The sequence below is a fragment of the Desulfotignum phosphitoxidans DSM 13687 genome, from assembly GCF_000350545.1.
Taxonomy (GTDB): domain Bacteria; phylum Desulfobacterota; class Desulfobacteria; order Desulfobacterales; family Desulfobacteraceae; genus Desulfotignum; species Desulfotignum phosphitoxidans.
This window is the reverse complement of sequence record NZ_APJX01000002.1, coordinates 459,024-476,743: the sequence shown is the minus strand read 5'-3', so window position 1 is coordinate 476,743 and position 17,720 is coordinate 459,024. Positions and strand designations below refer to the sequence as shown.

Sequence of the window (17,720 nt, the reverse complement as noted above, 5' to 3'; positions counted from 1 at the left end):
CCCAGAGGGGGAGACAGGCCTTAACGCCTGCCTCCCGTTTCATGCCGATGACAGCCGTGTCATCCGCTGAAGCCATTGACCCTAATGCGGGATATTCACATTCAGGGCATACTGGAGAACCACATAAATCAAATAGATCCCCAGCAGCCATCCCCCCTGCCACCGTTCAAAATATCCCTTTTTATTCTGCATGGCGATAAATGCACGGAACGACCAGAGAATCAGCAGCATCACCGGAAAATGGAAGAGAAAGAAATTTTCAGGGATAGCCAGCGGCGTGGCGGAAGCGGATGCGCCGATGACAAACAGGCAGTTGAGCACGTCCGCACCCACGACATTGCCCACCATGATTTCCGGATGGCCTTTGCGGATGGCGGCAAACGCGGTCATCAGTTCCGGCAGCGAGGTGCCGAATGCCACCAGGGTGGCGGCAATGACATCCTGGGGTACGCCCACACGCACGGCACATTCCGAAGCGCAGGGAATCAGAACCCGGGCACCCAGAATCACCAGAAACAGCCCACCGAAAATCATAAGAAAAGACTTGGGTATCCCCATCTCATCCGACTCATCCTCTGCTTCGCCATCCATGGCCTGGTTTCCACCGGATTTGGCCCAGGAGTAGGTGGCATACATATACAGAGCCAGCAGGCCCAGAAACAGAAATCCGATTCCCCGCTTGATCACCGGTTCGGGCATGATCCACAGGGATATCAACGCAATAACCACCAGCAGTGTGGCCGAACCCACCTGGACCCAGCCGGTGCGCTGCAAAATAAATTTGTTCATGGGCACCCGGGTCATGACACAGGCAACCCCGAGAATCAGGCCGGTGTCTGCAATGATGGATCCCACGGCATTGCCCAAAGCCAGGCCGGGGTTGCCGGTCCAGGCCGCCATGACCGAAACAAATGCTTCCGGCAGGGTGGTTCCCAATGAAACGATGGTGGCACCGATAACGATCCGGGGAAGCCCGGTCCGCCGGGCCAGGGCTACTACCCCGTCAATGGCCCAGTCCGCCCCCTTGGACAACAGCAGAATACACACGCCGATAACGATCAGCAGCACCAAGGTGGGTAATCCCGGGACAACACGTAAAAGCAATTCTTCCATGGGTAGACTCCTTTTTGTGTGATATATCAGTTAATTTTACTTATGATCCCTTTCTGAGGCAGACAAGAGCAAGACATGTGCCATTTGACAAAAACATAGAACCGCTTTTGATTATATGCAAAAATACACTTTAATAACAAATAGTTATAAAAACAACTCACCGCCGTTTGCATTATTTCACCCGGAAAAAACGCAGGGTTCAAAAAATAAATGTCTACCAAAAGTTTCACTTTGCTTTTTTATGTCAACGATCTGTTGACTTCAAAGGGCATAGATATCAATGGAAGGCCGGACATGCTGGATGCAAACCGGAAAGAATTAAATTAAATTACCATAATTTCAGATAGTTGAATCATATGTACTTCGCGTTCTTTCATTCCCGTATCCAGTGGCATGTATTTTGAAATGTTTTTGATCAACATAAGAACCCGTTTAGGGGTGAGAGGATTACACCAAAAACCAACAATCATAAGGAGGCAGTAATGGGTGCCAACGAAAAAACAAAAAGAACCGGGTTTGAAATCCAGGAGGAGCTTGAAGCCACCAAAACAACCATCATGGAGCGGTTGATACCTGGAAAACGGCAAATCATCGGATTTTTATCGGGAATCGTCCCCTTGTTCATCATGTTTCTGGTCGGCTGCTGGCTGGCCGGCAACCCGTTTGAAGCGACCTGGCGGGCATCTGAATCAGGGTATAATATTGCCCACGGACTGGTGGGCACCAACCAGTGGCATATTATCTGGTATGTGGTGTTGGTGGGCCTGTTTTTTGAATTCATGGATGCCTCCGCCGGCATGGGGTTCGGCACGGTCATGAGCCCCGTGCTCATGTCTCTGGGGTTTACCCCCTTGCAGGTGGTGCCGGTCATCATGATTCAGCAGGCTTCCGCCGGCCTGATCGGGGCATTTCTGCACCGGGAGTTTGAAAACGTGGAATGGAAATGGAATCCCATGTCGGAAACCATTAAATTGTGGCTGCTGATTTCCATCCTGGGCGTAGCAGCAGTTATTACATCAATCATTGGGGTCTATGGCATATTCAAAACCGCCAAAGTCTGGATCAAGCTCTATGTGGTGATCTTGCTGGTGATGATGGGCGCTGTTGCATTATACCAGGCGTACCAGCAGCACAAGGGCAAAAAAAGGCCGTATCGATTCAAACGAATGGGATTTTTCGCCTTTCTGGCGGGTTTTAACAAGGGGATCGGCGGCGGCGGATATGGTCCGGTGATCACTGTCGGGGGATTGATTTCAGGTGTTCCCGTTAAATCCCAGCTGGCCGTGACGGCCATCTGTGAAGGCACTGTCAGTACCGTGGCCGCCATTCTCTGGTTCACCATGCTGGGGTCCGGCATGAAAATTGATTTTCTGCTGCTGCCCACCATGATGATCACAGCCATCGGCGGCGGTGTTCTGGCCCCTTATGCCACCCGGGTGTTTCCCCAGAAATTCTGGACCTACACCGTACCGGTATACTGCCTGATCGTCGCGGTCATCTGTATCTGGAAACTCTGGCCGTCTCTGAGCAAGGCCCTGGGGCTCATGTAATTCCCTCCTGGCCCGGGGCCGGGGGCTGTCAGCCGCCATCCAACGGGCACCTGACGGCAGCACAGACGGTCCCCAGTGTGTCAGGCCGGAAATTACGGATCATTTCCGGCCTGACCATTCAGTGACAGAACACCGGATTCAGCCGGCAAACCAGGCCGACCCGATTTTACAGCAATTGACAAAGGAGAGAAGCAATGAATGAAACCAAAAAACATATAGGTAATTATCCATGCAATGATGACAACCGGCTTATCCGACAACAGGCAATGCGGCTGATGGTGACCCTGGTGTCTCTGGGAGGGTCCATCTGGCTGTATTACCTGGGATTTTTCGGTACAGTGGAAGGACCGCTCAATCCGGAAAAAATCGGTGCGGCCATGGCAGGCAAAAATATTGCCCCCGGTCATCTGCTGGCAGGGCTTTTTCTTATATTTCTGGTTTCCATCAGCTGGAACTGGGTCTATAATCTGATCCACCGGATAAAAATCGAAAGGGCCGCCTCAAGGCACCCGCAGGCAGCCGGAAAACAAAAAAACGAACCCGTGACTTTTCAGCCTGTGCGCAAGGGTCCCTGGTCCCATACCATCTGGGCCGGTGCTTTAATGGGATTGATCGGGTTTTGTGTGCAGCTGATCTGACATGCCATGAACAGGAGATCGTATGGAAAAAAAAATCAGGATACTGATCGTGGATGACGAGGTCCGGTTTGCCAGAAATGTCTCCCGGCTGCTGGCCACCCGGGGATTTGACGTTTCTATGGCACACAATGGGCTGGATGCCCTTGAAATGATGAATAAAACCCGGCCGGACGTGGTGGTGCTGGACATACGCATGCCGGAAATGGACGGCATCGAGACCCTGCTGGCGATGAAACAGCTGGAACCGGAAGCGTCGGTGATCATTCTCACGGGTCATGCAGATGTGGAAACCGGTATTCTGGCCATCCGTGAAGGGGCATTTGATTATTTGTTCAAACCATGTGATATTGATCTTCTGATGGAAAAAATCCTTCAGGCTGCCGCGGTGAAACAAATCCAGCGCCGCCCGGTGCTGTGGCCCAGGCGCATGGTCAAAGAAATCACCAATGCAGCGTTCATTCCGCTGGACATCACCGATGACTTGACAAAAGCCCTGGAAATATTCAATGCCATGGGCACGGTCGGCCTGCGTGAAACCCTGCATGTAACAGACAACAAATCAAGGCTTCGGGGAATGATCTCAAAAAACCTGTTGATCCATGAAGCCCGGAAAAAAAACCCGGGACAATCTGTCTGCTGGGAAACGCTCACCAGACATCCCCAGTGGCTGCCCTCAAAAAGAATCGGGGACGTGATGACAACGGCAACCGGCATTTATGCGTTACCGGATGAATCCCTTGACCAGGTGGCCCAAAAAATGATCGATCATCACCTCCGGTGTCTGCCCGTGATGGCGGACAATCAATTTATGGGAATCATTCAACTCAAAGATATTTTTTATCACATGTCAACGGACCGGGAAAACAATGGACAGGAATATGGAGAGGCATAAACATCCCCCCGGACCGGCCCGGAATACCTATCCATTTAACCGGCCAGCATGGTATACAGCGGCAGGCGTGTCACTGGTGCCGGCCGCAGGTGTGTTTGCCGGTCTGGCCCTGTGGATCCTGTACCGGAGTTCATCACCGGTTCTCGGCCTGATACTGCTGGCAGCCGGGGTGCTGGCCGGTACCGCCGCAATGGCCTGGCACATTGGAAAACTGTCTGCGCGGCTGAAAAAAAAAATGCATCACATCCAGCTGCTGGACCAGCAACTGCTGAAAATGAGCCGTATGGCTGCCGCCACAAAACTGACACGGGATTTTCTGGCAACGCTCAAAGACGGCCTGATCAATATGGAAAGTTCTGCGGCCCTGGCCCAGGAACTGATCCGCCTGGACACCCCTTCGGATGCGGCCCGGAACCTGGAGGATATCAAAACAGGAGCCATCCACTCCTGCGCATCCATCGACAAATTACTGACCATCACGCGAACGCCGGGGAATCACTGGATTATCCAGGATATTCAGATCAATGATATGATCACGGACATTCTGGAACTCCTTGCGCCTCAGTTCCGGGAAAAACAGGTCAAAATCACTCTGGAATGTGAAGAAAATCCGCCCATGATCCGCAGCAATTTTTCCCGGGTATACCAGATCTTCCAGAACCTGTTGCTCACAGTGGTGTCCGATATCATCCCAAAAGGGCAATTGATCATAGCCACCCAATCCGGATCAGACGGCGTTCAAATGACCCTGGTCTATCCCAGCCGCCATTTTGACAAACACATACTGACACAACTCAGTGACCCGGCCTATGCACTCCAGGCCCAGGAACCCGGTCCATGGCTGGCGCTGTGCGTCTATCATGCCGACCGAGTCAACGCAAGGGTCTTTTCGGATGAAACCGATACCGGGCTCCAGCTGACCGTGAACCTGCCCTTTCGGATCGACCGGTCATCCCCCCCCGTACCCCAGTCGTTTTTAAAGGGACTATGATCCGGACTCAAGATCTGGCATATGCCGTTGAAAATATTTCCCGCCGGGACCCGGAAATCGGTTACGCCCTTTCCGAACTGCTGGCAGCCGGCCGCATCCGGATCCCGGTGGATGCCGGCAGTCTTGGAAAAGACCCCTGTTTTCTGTTTGAAGATAACCGGGTGTTTGTCCGGAAGGTGAGTTTTTTCAACCATGGCATTGCCCCGGTGGAAGAAAGACTGGTGCTCCAATACGGAGAAGCGGCTGAAAAACACCGGATTGAAGAAATCCCCTCTCCCGGGGATTTTTTTGCCGCAGCCACCCGGATTCATCTGGCCGGCATCTTCTGCCTGGTGAATTTTGAACTCTTTAACGCCATTTCCAGGCTCAAAAAAAAAATCCGGGCCGCCGGCAGCAGCACAGACCTTGAGAATATCCTGAATGCCCGGCTTAAAACCCTTCAGCAGATGTTACAGGAACCGCCCGCAAGCTTTGGAATGCCGCTTTCTTCAAAGGAACCGCTGTATTTTATTGAAATGCAGCGCTCCGTTGACTGTCATTTTGTTTTGTTTCCCTTTTCCTACGCAGCGCTGGGGCAGCTGGCACAGCTGAACCTGGAATTTTTCCATTTGCGCTTTGTCTTAGACCTGTTTATCACAGGCGCATCCCACCGGCTTTTTGCCGCTGTCAGCCAGGGAAAAATCACAGGGATGATGTATCTTGTGGAAAAAAAGCGATTGTTCTACACGGGGCTGGAAATCCATTATGTGGCAACAGTCAACGGAATATCTCTGGATGAACAGACCCTTGACTATCCCAGGATCCGGGGAACGGGCACCTTTTTGATGGCCGGGGCGTGGCTGTTGTGGAAAAGTCGATTTCCCCGGGCTTCGGAAATCGTTCTTGATGCGGAAATCGGGGCGGAGCAGTTCTATGACACCATCGGGTTTGATTTCCGGCCGCCTTATGGATACCTGCTCAAACACCCGAAAGAGAAACTGCTGTTGTATATTGTCGGCATGGCCATGAACTGTGACACCCTGCCGGACCGGTTGCAGGCGGCAGTGATCCAGTGTATCAAGCAGCAGATCGCGATCCTGAGAAAATCCATCCCGGCTGATGATCCGAAACGGAAAATCGCCATCCTGGCGGTTTCTACCTGCAACCAGGGTGGGAAAAACAAAAGCCTGGCAGCCGTCGCCCAACATCTGGTCTCCCGGGACCACCGCCGGATACCTGAGGCCGGGATGCTGCTGCAGGTGCTGGCCCAGGACGATGCCGACCGGTCCAGACACATCCTGGTGAAAGGGGCCAGCATGATCTGGGTGGTCAGTGATCCCGTATTTGACCAGCACCTGGAAGGCATCTTCCATATGGAAAGCCGGAAGCGAACCCGGGCCCTGGCATCCATACTGGCAAAAGACCCGTTTGCCGACCGGGTCATTCCGGTCCAGCCCAGGGCCGCCACGGAAGATGAGCTGGCCTGGGTTCACCTGCCGGAATATATTGAAAAAATCGCCGGAACCACCGGGAAAAAACTGACGACCCTGGATCCGGACACCCAGACCACCCCCCAGTCTTATGCCGTGGCCCGACTGGCCGCCGGCAGTGTGTTCAATCTCATCGATGCCGTGTACAAAGATCCTTTGCACCGCTGCGGCATGGCCTGCATCCGTCCCCCGGGTCATCATGCGGAACCTGACCGGGCCATGGGGTTCTGCCTGTTCAACAACGTGGCGCTGGGAGCGGCTTACCTCCAGCATCGGTACAAGGCAAAACGCATTCTGATCGTGGATGTGGATATACATCACGGCAACGGCATCCAGAAAGCCTTTTATGACAGCCGGCAAGTGCTGTATTTTTCCGCCCACCAGTTTCCCTGCTACCCGGGCACGGGAAAACTGTCTGAAATCGGGACCGGTGCCGGAAAAGGGTTCACCATCAATGTACCGCTGCCAAAAGGCAGTGAAGACAAGGACTATGCCGCTGTCATCCATTTTCTTTTACAACCCGTGGCCTTACAGTTTCAGCCGGACATGATCCTGGTGGCCTTAGGGTTTGATCTCTATGCCCAGGATCCGCTGGGACAGATGAATGTGACCCCGGACGGGTATGCCCTGATCACCTACATGCTCAAACAGCTGGCAAAAAAGGTCTGCAGCGGACGGATCATCTTTGTGCTGGAGGGCGGATACAGCATCCGGGGCATCCGCGAATGCGGACTGCGGGTACTCCAGGAGCTGGTGGACCTGCCCACCCTGAGCCCGGAAAAAATCCGCCGGATGACTCCGGAGAAACCCGGCAGCGTGCCGGAGCTGAAAAAAGCCATGGATCTCCACAGAACTTTCTGGCCTTCAATTCCCTGATATTTCGCATGAACCGCCTTGGTATCTCCCCAGAACAGAAAGGCAACGAGATTGGGCATGAATCATAAGACGATACATACCCATTCAGGAAAAACGGCAGCATTGCCAAATTATCTGAATAGCAATTTTTCTCTGGGATTTACTGTTGCTAAATAAAACTTGTCAAGGCATAACATATTTGTTACAAACCACTTATGAAATGGCAAATACATTATTATAACAACAAAATAGAAAATGAGATTCTTGAATTCCCAGATGGTTTGCTGGCAAGGTATTTAAGGTTAACCGATTTGATGTGTGAATTCGGTCCGAATTTGGGAATGCCTCATACAAGACCTATAGAGAGCGGACTTTTTGAGTTACGTGTAAAAGGCAAAGAAGGCATCGCAAGAGTGTTCTTTTGTATGAAGATCCGGAAAAAAATTGTCATGCTTCATACATTCATTAAAAAGTCTCAAAAAACTCCGAAAAAAGAGTTGAAAATTGCCAAAAACAGAATGAGCGAGGTAATAAACAATGACACATTCTGAATTAAGAGAAAAAGCATTAAAAAGAAAAAAGGTTAAACTTGAATACGATGCACTTGAACCCGAGTTCTCTTTGCTTCGGGAACTTCTTAAAGCCCGTCAAAAGGCTGGGTTGAGTCAAGCAGATATAGCAGAACTTATGGGAACCAAGGCCCCGGCAATCACAAGGCTTGAGTCCTCCTTAACCAATGGAAAACATTCGCCTTCAATAGCAACGTTAAAAAAATATGCTGAAGCGCTTGGATGTCATCTCCAAATTAAACTTGTAAGAAACAATTGAAACTGGCATATCCAATACCATTTGCCGATTGACGTGTGATCTTCTGGCCGGATAGCCTTTTTCGGACGTCCCTGTCAAGGATTTTATACCAGATTTTATAATCATTTCTGGGCATACATTTTATCAATTTCAGCTGAATAACTGTCTATAATCGCTCTTTTCTTTGTTTTCTGAGTCGGTGTCAACATGCCGTTCTGTTCTGTGAATCTTTCACAGAGAATGGTGTACTGTTTTATCTGCTCAAACGTTTCCAGTTCCCTGTTTGCGCCTGCAACCTCTTGCGCGACAAGTCCTCTGATATTTCCTTTTTCGATAAAATCCGGTCCGACTTTAGCTACAATCGGGGTTCCCGCAGATGTGTCTATCACCACCTGACTCTTGTCGTATTCAATCCCTTGTTTGTCAAACCTGTCTTTAAAGAAAGTAAGGTTCGGGACCAGCAGTGTGCTGATTACCGCACGTTCATCACCCACAACAAGAACCTGTTCAACATACGGGCTGGTGGTAAAGAGTGATTCCACTTTTGCCGGAGCGATATTCTTTCCGCTGGACAGGCAGATAATACTTTTAAAACGGTCAACGATTGTGTAATAACCGAACCTGTCAACTTCCACCTTGTCACCTGTTTTAAACCATCCGTCAGAAGTAAATGATTCGGAAGTCTCCTGGGGCCTGTTCCAGTATCTTTGAAACACCCCCGCGCCCGTGATCTCGAGTTCCCCTATACTTGAAACTCGGAGTCTGCTTCCATTTGATTCAAGACCGACAGAGCCCGGTTTGCAGGCCTTCAGCGGCATGTTTGCACAGGCGTTGAAGCTTTCGGTTGATCCGTACCCTTCGCTGACCCTGATGCCAATGATATAGAAAAATTTCAAAAGATCCGGCGAAATGGAGGCACTGGCTGAAAAAGAATGCTTGAAGTTTTTACCGAACAATGCCCGGACCTTTGAGAACAGCTTGTCGGCAATTTTATACTTTATTCTCATTCCAAAGGAAAGATTGCCGGTAATATCAAAATCATGCCCCATGTTATAGGCACCTGTTTCAGGATCATACCGCTGCATGAAAACGGCTTCACCGACGGTAAGTGCCCAGTCAAAGAGTTTTCTCTTCAGGCCGCTCTGCCCCATTTTCTCGTGCAGCTGAATATATATTTTTTCATACAGCCTTGGCACGCAGTTGATCCAGTGGGGATTGTATTTCTGAAGATCTTCCAGAAGCGTTCCCGGCGCGTCTGCATAGGCAATAGTACAGCCGTTAAAAATGGCAGCGCCCTGGCATGATCCCCTGTCGAAAATATGTGCAAGGGGCAAAAAGCACAGGGTTGTATATTCTGGCTTGAAACCCATGCCGCAGTAATCAAAAAATTCATTGACCCCGTTCATTCTGGCTGAGCAGTTGTGGTGGGTAAGCACAACGCCCTTCCCCCGGCCGGTTGTGCCTGATGTATAAAGAATGGTGTAGATGTCGTCAAGGACAACCCCGTCTCTTCTTGCCGTATACGATTCAAAATGACGGTTGTTGTTTTTCCACTCGATACCGGTTTTTTCAAGATCGCCCATGCTTATAATTCTTGCATCGCTGCTCTGGTATTCCCTGTCCATAACAATTATTTTTTCAAGTTTAGGCATCCGGTCAAACCCGTCGAGCATCATTTCAAGAATATTGTCCCCCCTCAGAAAAAGGAATTTACTCCCTGAATCGTTGACGATATAAGATGCTTCCTTGAATGACAGGGTCGGATATATGGCGACACTGACCCCATTTGCGCAGGCAATCGCAAGGTCGGCATGGGTCCAGTAGGGACCGCTGGCCGACATGATTCCAGCCATTTCCTGCTTTTCGAGTCCTAAGCTCAGTAGACCACAGGCATAGTTTTCAACTCTGGCAGCCGTCTCTTTCCATGTCAAGCTGCCGTTGCTGTCCCCGTGATAGAGTGCTGGATTAAATTGCTGAAAATCCTTATCCGCATATTTTTCAGAATTTTCAAGAAATTTGCAGGTGACTGTCGGCAAATCGACCCTTTCCCACTCCCACTGGTCTTTCCACGGCAGATTAAAATAATCGATATTTGCCATACAGGCCCCTCTCTTTAAGTTGCTAAATGTATTATTTTATAAAAAAATGAATCCTTGCTGAAACGGGATCCATTTTTTCTGACACAATGCAACGTATCAGTTAAAAAAACAAGCGTTTTAATAAAGGCCTCCCCCCCACACGATGCAAAGTGCCGCCAACAGTATCCAAACCGCAACAATTACTGCGCCGGCAGCATGGCTCCGGTTTTCAAAAAAATCCATGTTGTCAGTGATCCGGTGTTTGACCAGCACCTGAAAGGTATCCGAAATCTTGTGACGGATGTGTTATTAGACATGGGCAACACCGGTGAGCCTGTTCCCGAACCAATTGCAATCAAACACTTCAGCGGAAAATTCATGGTCCGGGGACCTCCGGAGATCCATAGAAAATTGGCCATACAAGCTGCTGAATCCGGCATCAGTCTCAATCGTATTGCCAGCTCCAAGTTGAGTCAATAAACAGCGTGTTACCCTATGAAATATCCGGGTATCACTTCCCCGTTCCCCAAAGAAGCTTTCCGGTTTAATGCAGTCCATTCTGATCTGTCCCCGTCCTTCCGTCTGTCTTTTCCACTTCTTTTCTCTTTGCATGTATATCCAGGGTCAAAATTTAATACGCTTCGATCCACTGGACACCATTTTATAATTTTTTTTCGCACCATGGAAATCCTCCTTTTTTTCAGTTGGGATTTAAGGAAATTTACTCGAACGGAAAGAGCCCTTCCTTTACTATTCGAAAATAAACAATTGGAGAAATACTCTGCCGATGGATAGAAAGACAGCAATTTGAACTAGTAATGGGAACATTCTTATATACAGCAATGCCGTAGAAACCATTCAGGGATAAAGCCGGGAGCATGGAAGGATATTCTTTTCTTTTTACAGATTGATTCATTAGCTCTTTCTCCTTTTTATTAAAAGTAGTGACTGGCCAATACTAGAATAATCCACATATTTTTTAAGAACCAAACAATTACGACTTCTGCCTTTTCTCCATGACAAAACCTAAACAAACGAAAATGTTGGAACCCCTTGATATAATCTATTCACAATTCATACCAAGACCCCAAAAGAAATCATATGGGCCATCTCCGGCTTTCATATAAATTTATGAAAAATTTTTAAAAAAAAGGGGGGGATCTTCTTTACAGATTGTAAAAAATATCGACACTGGCCTTTCATAAACGCTGCTGACCCGAGTCCCTTGGCTACTTCAGTCACCGCCATTCCTACCGGTTCGATACACAGTTCCTTGATCACTTTGCTGGGGTGGGGTGGGTTATGCATCACCATTTTTTTCTCCTCAAGGTAAAGTACATAGGTTTCTGTGTCAGACTTTGGAGAATACCAGGCTGTATTTACGTGAGGCAGAGGCCAATAGCGCCAGAATCATTGGAATCAGGGCACTTGCAGGTCAAACTCGTGGCAGTTGTTGCAATAATTTTCCGACCTCGTGTGTTCGTGGTGACACAGGTCACAGTCCAGATCCGGGCCGTAATGGAGCGAATCATGGGGGTTGGGCTTGAGCGCCTCAGTGCTTTGCGCTATCCCTTCCGATGTGCAGTGACAGCTCAGGCAGGCATCGGCCCGGATGGCTTGGGGCGTTCCACTCCCATGGCAGTCCTCGCAGGATAGACCGGCCCCCTGATGATGCGGCTTTAACGACATTACAACATTTACGGGTTTAACTGTGACCCGCGTTTCACTCACCTCTTTTTCCATTTTCCCTGCACTTGTCCGTTCTCCGGCACCCCGATTAATCCCGGAACAGCCAGTTATGCCTAGCCCGATCAGACCCAGACCTACTCCGCCGAACAATGCGGCGAGCAGTAAGATTCGGTAATTCCATTTCATGCATCGGTTCCCTTCTGCGGAGCTGGAACCCCGCTGTCTTGATTAGCAGGTGGAGGAGGGCGGCCTCCTCCACCCATTTTAGTTCACCCAGATCAGGCCCAGGGCCGATCCTTGGCAGCGTTCTTTCCCGCGATCCGCCCAAAAACAATGCAGTCCGTGATCGCATTGCTGCCGAGTCGGACCGCACCGTGGACACCGCCGCTGATCTCGCCTGCGGCATAAAGCCCAGGGATGGGCTTCTGGTAAAGATCTATCACCTGAGCCTCGGTATTGAGCTGGATTCCGCCCATGGTGTGATGCGCTTTCGGCCACAGGTTCATCCCATAAAAGGGCGGTGAGACAATCGGTTTACAGTCCTTCTGGAAAGGCTTTCCAAAGGCTTTGTCTTCCCCTGCCTTGAGGGAGGCATTGTATTCAGCCACAGTTTTTTTCAGCCCGTCCTTCTGGATATTGAACGCCTCGGCCAGGGCATCCAGTGTATCGAATTTCTTGACGACCCCTCGTTCGAGCATCGTGTCCAGCTTGGCCGTCCGAAAAACCCCTTCCTGGTCCGCGATTCCCACGGCAAAGGCGCCGGTCTTCATAATGGCATCGGCCCGAACCTTGCGGTCGGCCAGTTCGTTGACAAAGCGCTGTCCAGTCTCGCGCGCCACCATGATGCCGTAGGGAAACGCAGCAGTGATTGCAAAAATATAGCCGATTCCCATCCCCTTTTCATCGGGACAGGCCCAGGGACCAAGTTGAATCCAGGAAAGCTGGATGGGGTTGGCATGAAGGCGGAGCGCCTCGATCAGACCTTCGGCGGTGGCGCCGGGCTGGTTCGTAGACTCGACCTTTTCGTCGACCTTCGGATCCTGGAGCATGCGGAAGGCGATATCCTGGGCAAAACCGCCGGTAGCCATAATGACCGCCCGGTTGGCCCGAATGGTTTTCATTTTTCCATTTTCCGTATTCGGGAAACGGTAATCTTCGTACACACGGACCCCTTTGACACGGCCGTCGTCATCTCGCAGGATCCGGTCCAGGTAGCACCGGGTCACCAGCGGAACCCCGAGTTCCTTGACCTTGGCCAATTGAGGTCGGACGATACCGGCACCCGAGCTGTTTGTGGTGTAATAGCTGCGGGGGACCGAATGTCCTCCCAGATGGGTATTGCGGTCTTTGTACTTGACTCCCAGTTTGACAGTCCACTCCACTGCTTCGGCCGATTGCCTGGCCATCAACATCGTCAATTCCGGATGATTGAGGCCCAAACCGGCTTTCACTGCGTCCTGATACATCAGTTCCGGGGAGTCTTCCACCTTTTCCTTGTCAATTTGTTTTTACTGTCGTTCTGATCCGTCATTGATGGCCTCCTTTGGCCCCGACGCTCTCCGTCGGGATTTGATTGCTTCCCTATATTGAGAATTACTGACCGCTCAGGTCAGATTGTGCCCAAGGGTGGGCTTTAAGGTCACTCACCAGAGTTACGGATTGGTTTGCACTTGGCTTTGGTCCGGTGAGAACGCTTTTATCCTGGATCATAGCAATATCTATGCCGGAATCGACATAATGCCAACTACCTTTGTCAAGCAGGAAATACCGCATCAAAAGCGCAGTTCTTCACTGGATGAAATACTGTCTGATCACAGGCTGTCAATTTCTGGTGGACACCTCGTGTAACATATCCGTTTCAGTGCAGCCATGTTTCAGGATTCAACAACTCTTATCTGATGGCATGGAGGAAAAAATCATGACTCAACAAACCACCCAAATCCCTGTCTCTTCAATTATTCTGGATGAGTCGATTTATCCCAGAAAAGCAGTCGATCACTGTCGGGTGGCCATATTTGCCGAAAACATCGGGATGGGATTGCCTTTGATCCCATTGAGGTGGCGCCCTGCCCGGACCGGCCCGGCTTCTACCGCCTGCTGGACGGGGCGCCACCCAGATGGACACAGACATCAAGATATTCCGAATGCAAAGCCTTGGCATTCTCCAGGAGAGGATTGCAGATATTTTCCAACACTTTATCCGGCTTTCCGGAAGACCCAAAGATCCTTTGAACAAACGAAGATTGTTTTTCCCCAGGTATCACCAGATGGATGTGGTCCGGAAACTTGCCGGGCATGCCGCACAAAACGGAGTGGGACATACCTATCTTATTCATCATTCGGCAGGGTCCGGAAAATCAAACTCCATTACCTGGGCCGCCTACCGGTTGATCGAGACCTATCCTGCCGCAGCAGACATCCGGGGTGCAAAAGGACTGGAGCGGCCCCTGTTTGACAGCAAAAAAGCCCAGAAGAAACTCAAGGGCAAAGCCAAGGCAATGGTCATAACCCAGAATATTGAAACCGCCATCCGGTATTTTCAGGCCATATCCCGGCTCCTGGCAAAGCGGTCCAGGCCCTGTCCCGGCTGAACCGGTCCGCACCCCATCTGGGCAAAAAAACCGAAGACCTGTTTATCCTGGATTTTTTCAATCGTGTGGAAGAGATCCAGACCGCGTTCGATGATTTTTACACGGCCACCAGCCTGTCCAGAGCCACGGATGTGAATGTCCTGCATGATCTCAAAGAGACCCTGGATGCAGAAGGTATATATGAATGGCAGATTGTCCGCCGCTTTAATGAACGGTGGTTTCAGGGGTGGAGCGCCACCCCGGAAGAACAGCGGATCAAATTCATCCACATTGCAGACAGCATCCGGGCACACCCGGATTTTGATCAAAAGTACAAAAACAACCAGGATACCCATAACCGGGTGCTGGCGTTTCAGAAAATATTTGAAGATGTCATGCTCAAAAAAAACACAGTGTATTCAAAACGCAATTTTAAGTTGCAAAATGCAATTCTATGCATTATATCTAAAAGAAAAATAAAAAGGGGGAATTATATCATGGCCACTGCAGTAAGAATCACTGACGAATTAGTGAAGGACGCCAAAATATTCAGCAAAATAGATAAACGATCTTTAACTGGACAAATTGAACATTGGGCTCGGATTGGAAAATGTGCTGAAGAAAATCCCGATTTAACTTATGATCTTATAAAAGAGATTCTCATCGGTATAGCTGAATTGGACTACGGAGAAACAAGCGAATATAAATTTGGGTAACAAAAAATGAAAATTTTTCAGTCCAGATCTTTTGAACGAAAAGTTAAAAAATTCTCCAAGCAGGAGAAAGAGATACTCGATGACGAAGTAGTGTGTGACCGAAAACTCAAAACCCCACGTTTTTCATGGGTATAATGGCTAAAATTTGTTTGAAATCTTTACTTGAAATTGAATTACTTGTTGATTTTAACTGATTACTATGTTAATATAACCAATTAATAATTAAAGAGATTTTAAAAAATGAGAGTCATAGAAAGCAGTTCAAATTTCAACACCCCAACAAAACTTCGAGGTTGTTTTGCGTAAAATTTTTGAACCACAAATGACATTCGGGCAGACCCCTATCGACCAAATCAAACTTGACATGAGAGCCAGGGATGAAATTCCCAAGCTACTTTTGGGGCTCCAGCATATCTATTGCGATCAAGAACTTCGAGAAAAAGTTTTTGTCATCCTCAAAAATGTGATTCCGGAAGACACCGACTCCAAAAATGGACGTCCGGGAATGGACCTGTGGAAAATTCTTGTGATGGGCACCATACGGCTCAATTGCAATTGGGATTACGATAAACTCCGGGAGATGGTGAACAACCACAGAACATTGAGGCAGATGCTGGGTCATGGCATGATGGACGATGACATAACCTATCCGCTCCAGACCTTAAAAGATAATGTCAGGCTTCTGACACCTGACATTCTTGATAAAATCAACACCCTGGTTGTACAAGAAGGTCATAAACTTCTGATGAAAAAAAAACTTCGGACGAAGAGGTGTTGATGGGACGGTGTGATTCATTCGTTGTTGAAACCGATGTTCATTTTCCCACAGACATCAACCTGCTTTTTGATGCAGTCCGAAAAATGATTCAAATTGCCGCTATTATCAGCCAGGGCATTGGAACGAGTATGTGGCGGCAATCAGCATATAATATCAAAAAATTTAAACGGCTGTATCGGATAGTTCAGCGATTGAAACATTCCACATCCGCGGATGAAAAGAAAAAGGCCAAAAGAGCCCGGCAGATCATGGATGCACACAAAGCTTATATTGAACTTGCTGAAAAATACATTTCAAAAGCGGAATTGACCATTGAAATGACGGAGTCCTCCGATATTATGAATGAAGCCCGAGTGGAAGAGTTGCAAACATACATCAATTATGCGCTTTGGCAAATTGGCCTGATAAAACGCCGGGTTTTGCAGGATGAAAAGATCCCACATAAAGACAAGATTTTTTCAATTTTCGAACCCCATACAGAATGGATTTCAAAAGGCAAAGCCGGTGTTCCCCAAGAATTGGGACTGCGGGTATGCATCCTGGAAGACCAGTATGGGTTTATCCTGCACCACCGGGTGATGGAGCAAGAAACCGATGATAAAGTGGCCGTTGCAATGGTAACGTCGGCCCAAAACAAATTTTCTGGTCTCAAGGGATGCAGTTTTGATAAAGGGTTTTATACACCTGGTAACAAAAAGGACCTGAAGGATACATTGAGCATTTTGGTGCTCCCGAAAAAAGGCAGATGCAACAAGGCTGAATTTGAAGAAGAAACAGCAGACGATTTTATTCGTTTAAAAAGAAAACATTCAGCGGTGGAATCGGCCATAAACGGGTTGGAAAATCATGGTCTGGACAGATGCCCGGATCATGGCATTCAAGGATTTAAAAGATATGTAGGTCTGTCTGTTCTGGCAAGAAATCTCCAGATTATGGGTCATCATATACAACAAAAAAGGCTGAAGCAGCTGCAACGGTCTGAACAGCGAAAAGCCGCGTAAAAAAAGGCCGTCGCATCAAAAAGTAGCACGTCAAACACTACAGGTGTGTCCAAAAAATGGGAAAGTCGTTAAAAAACGACAAATATTGAAGCACTTTGCCAGGTTTGTGATAGCAGGAAAAACATTAATTGGAAATTATGTCAGGCATCGGCCTCGGAAAATCCTAAAATAGGGGTTTCCGGTCAGCCACGAAGTAAAAAACATTGCTGAAAATCCAACTATTGGTGCAGAAAAAAAGGGAGATTTAAGAGGCGTTTTTATTCATAAATTCAAAATAAAAACTATTCAGCATCTGCTTTCTTATCGCGTTGTAGATGATAACCTTGAATTAATCATGATCGGACCACATGAAAATTATTATCGGGATTTAAAAAATTATCTCAAATCAAAATAAAAGAGGTAATATCAAACGATGTGCCAAGCTCCACCGCAATCATTTTCTACCGGTTAAACCAGACCATAAACTTGCTGATCACTCCGCTCTCTCCCCCCCCCCCCAAAGGGGGAGGAGGATGTAAAGGCATAGGCGGTGCCTGCTATCTATCTGCTACTCTTGTACCAAACGAAAAATAA

At 48.8% G+C, this 17,720-nt stretch carries 16 protein-coding genes and 1 pseudogene; 12 read left to right on the top strand and 5 right to left on the bottom strand.

Going from position 1 to position 17,720, the window contains the following annotated elements; all coding sequences use genetic code 11:
• Nucleotides 1-81: 81 nt before the first annotated feature.
• Nucleotides 82-1,113: a sodium:calcium antiporter gene (locus DPO_RS06740; protein WP_006965013.1), complete on the bottom strand. Its 1,032-nt coding sequence runs from the start codon at nucleotides 1,111-1,113 to the stop codon at nucleotides 82-84.
• A 482-nt stretch (nucleotides 1,114-1,595) separates the two neighbouring features.
• Between DPO_RS06740 and DPO_RS06735 the strand changes: the two genes are divergently transcribed.
• From DPO_RS06735 to DPO_RS06705, 7 genes are all read left to right on the top strand, one after another.
• Nucleotides 1,596-2,663, top strand: coding sequence for a sulfite exporter TauE/SafE family protein (locus DPO_RS06735; protein WP_006965012.1), 1,068 nt, complete (start codon nucleotides 1,596-1,598; stop codon nucleotides 2,661-2,663).
• Nucleotides 2,664-2,857: 194 nt separating this feature from the next.
• On the top strand, nucleotides 2,858-3,301 hold the full coding sequence (locus DPO_RS06730; RefSeq protein ID WP_006965011.1) for a hypothetical protein: 444 nt from the start codon (nucleotides 2,858-2,860) through the stop codon (nucleotides 3,299-3,301).
• A gap of 22 nt (nucleotides 3,302-3,323) precedes the next feature.
• On the top strand, nucleotides 3,324-4,193 hold the full coding sequence (locus DPO_RS23775; protein WP_006965010.1) for a CBS domain-containing protein: 870 nt from the start codon (nucleotides 3,324-3,326) through the stop codon (nucleotides 4,191-4,193).
• Entirely contained in the window at nucleotides 4,180-5,184 is a 1,005-nt protein-coding gene (locus tag DPO_RS06720) for a sensor histidine kinase (RefSeq protein WP_040011610.1), read from the top strand. The genes DPO_RS23775 and DPO_RS06720 overlap by 14 nt, the downstream gene beginning before the upstream one ends.
• On the top strand, nucleotides 5,181-7,529 hold the full coding sequence (locus DPO_RS23770; protein WP_006965008.1) for a histone deacetylase family protein: 2,349 nt from the start codon (nucleotides 5,181-5,183) through the stop codon (nucleotides 7,527-7,529). Before DPO_RS06720 ends, DPO_RS23770 begins: the two co-directional genes overlap by 4 nt.
• 194 nt (nucleotides 7,530-7,723) lie before the next feature.
• Nucleotides 7,724-8,059, top strand: a complete 336-nt coding sequence (locus DPO_RS06710) for a type II toxin-antitoxin system RelE/ParE family toxin (RefSeq protein ID WP_006965007.1) — start codon at nucleotides 7,724-7,726, stop codon at nucleotides 8,057-8,059.
• Nucleotides 8,046-8,336, top strand: coding sequence for a helix-turn-helix domain-containing protein (locus tag DPO_RS06705; RefSeq protein WP_006965006.1), 291 nt, complete (start codon nucleotides 8,046-8,048; stop codon nucleotides 8,334-8,336). The genes DPO_RS06710 and DPO_RS06705 overlap by 14 nt, the downstream gene beginning before the upstream one ends.
• Before the next feature lie 101 nt (nucleotides 8,337-8,437).
• On the opposite strand, the gene DPO_RS06700 is transcribed toward DPO_RS06705, so the two are convergent.
• A complete protein-coding gene (locus DPO_RS06700; RefSeq protein ID WP_006965005.1) occupies nucleotides 8,438-10,414 on the bottom strand; it encodes an AMP-dependent synthetase/ligase in 1,977 nt (658 codons plus the stop codon).
• Between the two features lie 54 nt (nucleotides 10,415-10,468).
• Between DPO_RS06700 and DPO_RS06695 the strand changes: the two genes are divergently transcribed.
• The gene (locus DPO_RS06695; RefSeq protein ID WP_236609913.1) at nucleotides 10,469-10,873 is read left to right on the top strand and encodes a type II toxin-antitoxin system HicB family antitoxin; all 405 of its coding nucleotides are present in this window, start codon (nucleotides 10,469-10,471) and stop codon (nucleotides 10,871-10,873) included.
• Nucleotides 10,874-11,512: 639 nt separating this feature from the next.
• Here the strand turns inward: DPO_RS06695 and DPO_RS23765 are convergent.
• From DPO_RS23765 to DPO_RS06675, 3 genes are all read right to left on the bottom strand, one after another.
• On the bottom strand, nucleotides 11,513-11,707 hold the full coding sequence (locus DPO_RS23765; RefSeq protein ID WP_006965001.1) for a helix-turn-helix transcriptional regulator: 195 nt from the start codon (nucleotides 11,705-11,707) through the stop codon (nucleotides 11,513-11,515).
• Nucleotides 11,708-11,812: 105 nt separating this feature from the next.
• Nucleotides 11,813-12,136 carry a cytochrome c3 family protein gene (locus DPO_RS23760; RefSeq protein ID WP_085939416.1) on the bottom strand — a complete coding sequence of 108 codons (324 nt, stop codon included), beginning with the start codon at nucleotides 12,134-12,136 and terminating at the stop codon, nucleotides 11,813-11,815.
• 224 nt (nucleotides 12,137-12,360) lie between these two features.
• Nucleotides 12,361-13,569: a flavocytochrome c gene (locus tag DPO_RS06675; RefSeq protein WP_006964999.1), complete on the bottom strand. Its 1,209-nt coding sequence runs from the start codon at nucleotides 13,567-13,569 to the stop codon at nucleotides 12,361-12,363.
• Between the two features lie 630 nt (nucleotides 13,570-14,199).
• Here DPO_RS06675 and DPO_RS26010 point away from each other — a divergent pair.
• The 4 genes and pseudogenes from DPO_RS26010 to DPO_RS24480 all read left to right on the top strand — a co-directional run.
• Nucleotides 14,200-14,673 (top strand): hypothetical protein, encoded by a 474-nt coding sequence (locus tag DPO_RS26010; RefSeq protein WP_006964998.1) that lies wholly within the window; start codon nucleotides 14,200-14,202, stop codon nucleotides 14,671-14,673.
• A 131-nt stretch (nucleotides 14,674-14,804) separates the two neighbouring features.
• Entirely contained in the window at nucleotides 14,805-15,368 is a 564-nt protein-coding gene (locus DPO_RS26005) for a ParD-like family protein (protein ID WP_236609912.1), read from the top strand.
• A 298-nt stretch (nucleotides 15,369-15,666) separates the two neighbouring features.
• A protein-coding gene (locus tag DPO_RS06655; RefSeq protein ID WP_456072976.1) for an ISNCY-like element ISDph1 family transposase occupies nucleotides 15,667-17,147 on the top strand; the annotation gives its coding sequence in 2 pieces (ribosomal slippage) (nucleotides 15,667-16,113 and nucleotides 16,116-17,147; 1,479 coding nt in all).
• 193 nt (nucleotides 17,148-17,340) lie between these two features.
• A pseudogene (locus tag DPO_RS24480) lies at nucleotides 17,341-17,541 on the top strand (type II toxin-antitoxin system RelE/ParE family toxin); the annotation flags it as partial.
• Between the last annotated feature and the right edge of the window lie 179 nt (nucleotides 17,542-17,720).